The following is a 6,008-nucleotide window of genomic DNA, read 5'->3' on the forward strand; positions in this document are numbered from 1 at the left end:
GTTTTGAAACTCAGAAATGTGCAAATTATTCCGGGGCAATTCCTAAGCTTAATGTCCACCCTAAGAGGTTGGCTCAGGCAACTTCTACTGGATCAGCAAATTCCACATCAGCACCCGGCCTGCCCTGCATTTTCCGGCACAGCCTGGCAATGGTGGATCGCATATCAGAGCGCGAAACAATCATATCAATAGCACCGTGATCCAGCAGGAACTCACTGCGCTGGAACCCTTCCGGCAGCTTTTCCCTGACGGTCTGTTCAATCACCCTGGGGCCGGCAAAACCAATCAGGGCACCAGGCTCAGCCATATTGATATCACCCAGCATGGCAAGACTGGCAGAAACACCACCGTACACCGGGTCAGTCATTACAGAGATATAAGGAATACCCGCCTGGCGCATTCTTTCCAGGGCCGCACTGGTTTTCGCCATCTGCATCAGGGAAAACAGGGCTTCCTGCATTCGGGCACCACCACTGGCAGAAAAACAGATCAGCGGCATCTTCTCTGCCAGGCACAGCTCGGCAGCCCGGGCAAACTTTTCCCCAACCACAGACCCCATGGAGCCACCCATAAAAGAAAACTCAAAGGCAACGGCAGCGACCGGAATGTCCTCGACGGTACCACGCTGGGCAACCAGGGCATCTTTTTCGCCGGTCTGTTTTTGCGCCGTTGCCAGTCGATCACGATACCTTTTGGTGTCGCGAAATTTCAGGCGGTCGATGGGTTCAAGGTCAGCAAACAGCTCTTCCTTACCTTCCCGGTCAAGAAAGTAATCCAGTCGCGTGCGGGCACTGATTCTCATATGATGCTGGCACTTGGGGCAAACACCCAGGTTTCTCTCCAACTCAGGGCGATAGAGAACGGCGTCACACTTGACGCACTTGCGCCAAAGCCCTTCTGGCACACTGCTGCTTTTCTGCGCAATAGCAGAACGTGATAACGATGGAATCAGTTTATCGACTAACCAGTTGCTCATTCATTCATCCTGTCATCGTCCATAGCTGAACGCATGTCGGCAATTCGGCTGGCAACACGGTCTATGGAGGCCTGCCCCTCATTGCCATACTGAGCCAGCTCAGAAACCAGCACACTGCCCGCAATAACACCGTCTGCCATCCGCCCAATGGCTGCAGCAGAGGCACCATCACGGATACCAAAGCCGACACACACCGGAACGTTAGCAAAACGCCGGATGTGGTTGACCCGCTCTTCAACTTCTGCCGTATTCAAGATTGCCGCACCGGTTACCCCTTTCAGGGATACATAATAGAGATAACCACTGGCAACACGGCAGATCTTGGCAATACGTTCATCGGATGTGGTCGGTGTAATCAGGTTGATCATGTCAATACCACGGTCATGCAGCATATCCAGCAAATCACCCGCGGCTTCCGGTGGCATATCCACCATCAGCACACCATCAACACCCGCCTGACTGGCCAACTCAACAAACCGTTCGTATCCCATGATCTCCACCGGATTGAGATAGCCCATCAGGACAATCGGTGTGTCATTATCCCTTTCCCGGAATTCAGAAACCATTGCAAAAACGTCATGCAATGTAACACCTTGTGATACCGCCCGCTCATGGGCCTGGGCAATGACCGGACCATCCGCCACCGGGTCCGAGAAGGGAAAACCCAGCTCAATCATATCCGCACCATGGTCCACCAGCTGATGCATGACCTCCACGGTCTTGCCCGGAGGGTCACCGGCAAGAATGTAGGGTATCAGTGCTTTACGTTCACGCCTCTGCAACCCTTCAAAGCAGGCTTTAATTCTGTTTATTTCACGACTCATGCTGTGCCCACCTTATACTTCGAGGCCGTCAATAGCGGCAACGGTATGAATATCCTTATCACCACGGCCAGACAGGTTACAGATAATGATCTGGTCTTCGTCCATGGTGGGCGCCAGTTTATCGACCCAGGCCAGGGCATGGGCACTTTCCAGCGCTGGCATAATACCTTCCAGCCGGGTCAGCTTGCGGAATGCCGCCAGAGCTTCTTCATCCGTTGCCGCCGGGTATTGCGCACGACCGATATCTTTCAGGTAACTATGCTCTGGCCCAACGCCTGGATAGTCCAACCCGGCTGACACAGAATGGCTTTCAATAATCTGACCATGCTCATTGGTCATCAAATACGTTCTTGCCCCCTGCAGCACGCCCGGGCGACCGGAACTCATACGGGCCGCATGCTTATCGGTATCAACACCATGCCCTGCGGCTTCAACACCGTACAGCTTAACGTCTTTATCCTGGATAAATTCATGAAACAAACCCATGGCATTGGAACCACCACCCACACAGGCAACCAGGGCATCCGGCAGGCGCCCTTCTTTTTCCAGAATCTGCCGACGGGCTTCCCGACCAATAATACTCTGCAGATTACGCACCATTTCAGGATAGGGTGAAGGGCCACAAACTGTGCCCAGTAGGTAGAAGGTATCTTCAGGGCGTGCTACCCAATCCCTGAGCGCTTCATTAATGGCATCTTTCAGCGTCTGGGAACCGGTTTCTACCGGAACAACGGTAGCTCCCAATAGCTTCATGCGATAGACGTTCAATGCCTGACGCTTAACGTCTTTGGCCCCCATATAAACCACGCACTCAATCCCAAGGCGGGCGGCCACAGTCGCCGAGGCAACACCGTGCTGACCGGCACCGGTTTCCGCAATAATCCGGGTTTTACCCATATGTTTGGCCAGCAGCGCCTGGCCAACCGCATGGTTTATTTTGTGGGCACCGGTATGATTGAGGTCTTCACGCTTCAGGTAGATCTTTGCGCCACCCAGCGCCTGAGTCCATCGCTCAGCAAAATAGAGCGGTGAAGGACGGCCGACAAAGTCAGCCAGGTCACGATCAAATTCTTCCTGAAAGGTCTTGTCCCACCAGAGCTCACGCCAGGTGCGATCAAGGTCTTCCAGCGCACCCATCAGGGTTTCGGCCACGAAACGTCCACCGTAACGGCCAAAATGCCCCATTAAATCCGGTTGATCGTACTTGTGTTCTTCAGTAGAAAGAACGGGGGACTCAGAAATTTCTTGATCGACCATCATCTTCCTGCCGCCTTGATAAAGGCTTTGATTTTGTCGTGATCCTTAATGCCAGGCTGACTCTCTACGCCACTGCTGACATCAACTCCATAGGGTCGAACCCTGTTAACTGCCTGAACGATATTGTCAGGACTTAGACCTCCGGCAAGCACCACCGGTTTATTCAGCTTATGGGGTATCAAATCCCAGTCAAAAGACTCACCGGTACCACCCACCTCCCCGGCTTTATAACTGTCCAGAAGGTAGCCACAGGCTGTTGTGTAGGGAGCCACCATTTCGGCCACGGCAATATCCGGCCGAACACGGAAGGCCTTTATATAACGCACCCCCCAGCGGGCGCACTCGGTTTCCGGTTCATTGCCATGAAATTGCAGAAGTGAAAGAGGAACCGCGCCCAGAACCGATTGAATCAGCTCATCAGAGGCGTCCACAAACAACCCGACTACTGAGACAAACGGCGGCAGAGCCCGAACAATCTCCATGGCCTGTTCAACCGTGACGTAACGACGGCTTTTCCGGTAAAACACCAGACCAATGGCATCCACCCCACTTTCAGCAGCGATCAGACCATCGTCAACACGGGTAATTCCGCAGATTTTTATACGAGGAGATACTTCCATTTGCTGGTGTTCTCTTTCCCACGCTCTGGGCCTGGAGAGTATCCAGAACACAGAGCCAACCACTGGGTAAGGGCTTGAAGGCGCTTCCACACTAACGGGTGCGAAAGGATAGGCAACCCCTGAGCGATCATCGATCTTATCAGAACATTTCGGGAATTACTGCATCTGGCACATCATTTCAATGATGTGTAATGTGTACAATCTCCGTTCACCCTGAGCGGAGTCGAAGGGTGTTTGGCACGGTTTTTATGGTTGGTTCGGAGTCCACACCCTTCGACAAGCTCAGGATGAGCGGGGTTTTGCTGCTCAGGATGAACGGGGTTCTGCTGCTCATTAAGATCTCCGTTCACCCTGAGCGGAGTCGAAGGGTGCTTGGCACAGTCTTTATACAGGGTATGGATTTGATGTCCTTCGACTGCGCTTCAAAACGAAGTTTGGAGTTCAATGATAGAAAGAATCCAACCATTGCATTAAAACCCTGTACCAGTCCTGAAAAATCGTCGATTTAAAGCGGAATCAATGGCGCAATAAAGTGCGGGCTTGACTCACAGGCCGGCAGTCCAAACACCTTATCGTATCCGGCATCGACAAAATAAAGCCCACAGGGCGAAGCAGTCACCCCACCCTGGGTACGATCCCGGGCCTCCAACACCTCTTTTGCCCAGCCAGGCTCACGTTTGCCGCAGCCAACCGCCATTAACACCCCGGCAAAATTACGAATCATATGATGCAAAAACGCATTGGCCTGAACATCAATAACAATAAGCGGTCCATGGCGGGAAATATCAAGCCGGGTTACATGCCTGACCGGGTTCTTGGCCTGACACTGAATCGCACGATAAGAGGTAAAATCATGTTCACCCACCAGGAACTCTGCCGCCTCTTTCATCCGCTCAACATCCAGCGGCCGATAATTCCAGGTCAGCCCTTTGCAGAGGTGTGCTGGCCGAATGGGATGGTTATAAACAACGTAGCGATAACGTCGCCACAGGGCAGAAAAGCGGGCATGGAAATCATCAGAAACCGGCTTTACCCAGTTTACGGCCACTTCATCCGGCAAGTTGGCATTAGCACCATAAGCCCAGCCCCGTTCTGTACGAACGGCATCTGTATCGAAATGAATGATCTGATTACAGCCATGAACCCGGGCATCCGTCCTTCCTGCACAAATAACAGAAACAGGATGGTTAGCTACTTTTGAAAATGCACCTTCTACAGCAGCCTGCACAGTGGGTAAACCGGTTTTAAGCATCTGCCAACCAAAAAAGTGAGAACCATCGTATTGAACACTGGCTGCATAACGGGGCATGAAAGAAAAATACCTATAGAAAAAAGTCAGACGCAGAGTAACAGATTCATTACCCGCTGCAGAAGCACTCTCATCCTTTGGTTCCGTCTGGTGATCTTTGCTATATCATCCCGGTACCGCACATTGGAGTTGCGCCAGTTGACTCAGGTGGGATTATTCCGGGTATTTTCGTCAGGGCTCCCGCTCACAGTGGTTGTCAAACCAGGGCGTTCTGCAGCCATTCCGTCACCGGAAAAGGCTGCTTTTACTGTATAGTCCAGCCCTTTTCCCACCAGATATCCGACACCTGCACCGACCATGACCGAGCCTGTGCCAGACAGGATTCGGTCCATAGGATCAGGATGATTCTCACGTCTTGACGCTTCTTGTGAACCCAAAAATGGAGTTGTGATGGCACTACTGCAACCCAGGCCACAGAGCGCTCCTGCGTAGGTACACGCCTGGACAATATGAGAATCCTGCTGAATAAAGGGGGTAATACCAAGGTTATCTATATACGTGGATACGGTATCACGAATTTCCACAGCACCTTGCCAGAAGACGGTACAACCGTGATAGGCAGCTTGTGAGATGAGGTATCCCGCAGTGCCAGAAGCGCCCATAAATAAGGCGTGATTCAGAAAATTGTCGTCCACCGTCATGCGGGATACAAGAAAGCCGAAAGCAAGTCCTGTCATGGTACCTGCCACAGCCAGAGTATCCTCCATGACAGAGGTAGAAATAATAACGTTGGTCGTTGAGCCTGTACCTGAGTTGATATCCATTGTTAATTCCCTCTCAAATATTAAGAATGTGACGTTTTACGTAAGGCGACCATGTAGATGCTCAAGCCAGGAAAAAGTTCCTGCTGGCAGGTAATGAAAGTATTTTCAGCGCGTTCACAGCTACACCCGTACCTCGCAGGCATTACAGGGTTTTGTGCGCAAACAGGGGACTGTCTACCTAGGAGGCTGTCCGAGAATAGCGACCGTAGCGAGGACGGCAGAAAATTGAGGATAAAAATTCGGTTTTGTGAGGTGAAT

The 6,008-nt window shown here is 51.9% G+C and carries 6 protein-coding genes; all 6 read right to left on the bottom strand.

Annotated elements, in window-relative coordinates; all coding sequences use genetic code 11:
* Positions 1-73 precede the first annotated feature (73 nt).
* Positions 74-976 carry an acetyl-CoA carboxylase, carboxyltransferase subunit beta gene (accD, locus tag KDK15_RS20290; protein ID WP_257297219.1) on the bottom strand — a complete coding sequence of 301 codons (903 nt, stop codon included), beginning with the start codon at positions 974-976 and terminating at the stop codon, positions 74-76.
* Entirely contained in the window at positions 973-1,800 is an 828-nt protein-coding gene (gene trpA, locus KDK15_RS20295) for a tryptophan synthase subunit alpha (protein WP_257297220.1), read from the bottom strand. The genes accD and trpA overlap by 4 nt, the downstream gene beginning before the upstream one ends.
* Positions 1,801-1,812: 12 nt before the next feature.
* Positions 1,813-2,985: a tryptophan synthase subunit beta gene (trpB, locus tag KDK15_RS20300; protein ID WP_373691425.1), complete on the bottom strand. Its 1,173-nt coding sequence runs from the start codon at positions 2,983-2,985 to the stop codon at positions 1,813-1,815.
* Positions 2,986-3,056: 71 nt separating this feature from the next.
* Positions 3,057-3,767, bottom strand: a complete 711-nt coding sequence (locus tag KDK15_RS20305) for a phosphoribosylanthranilate isomerase (protein WP_373691424.1) — start codon at positions 3,765-3,767, stop codon at positions 3,057-3,059.
* Positions 3,768-4,182: 415 nt separating this feature from the next.
* Positions 4,183-4,986, bottom strand: a complete 804-nt coding sequence (gene truA / locus KDK15_RS20310; RefSeq protein WP_257297222.1) for a tRNA pseudouridine(38-40) synthase TruA — start codon at positions 4,984-4,986, stop codon at positions 4,183-4,185.
* 143 nt (positions 4,987-5,129) lie between these two features.
* Entirely contained in the window at positions 5,130-5,750 is a 621-nt protein-coding gene (locus tag KDK15_RS20315; RefSeq protein WP_257297223.1) for a hypothetical protein, read from the bottom strand.
* Between the last annotated feature and the right edge of the window lie 258 nt (positions 5,751-6,008).

The sequence above is a fragment of the Endozoicomonas sp. YOMI1 genome (assembly GCF_024606345.1).
GTDB lineage: Bacteria > Pseudomonadota > Gammaproteobacteria > Pseudomonadales > Endozoicomonadaceae > Endozoicomonas.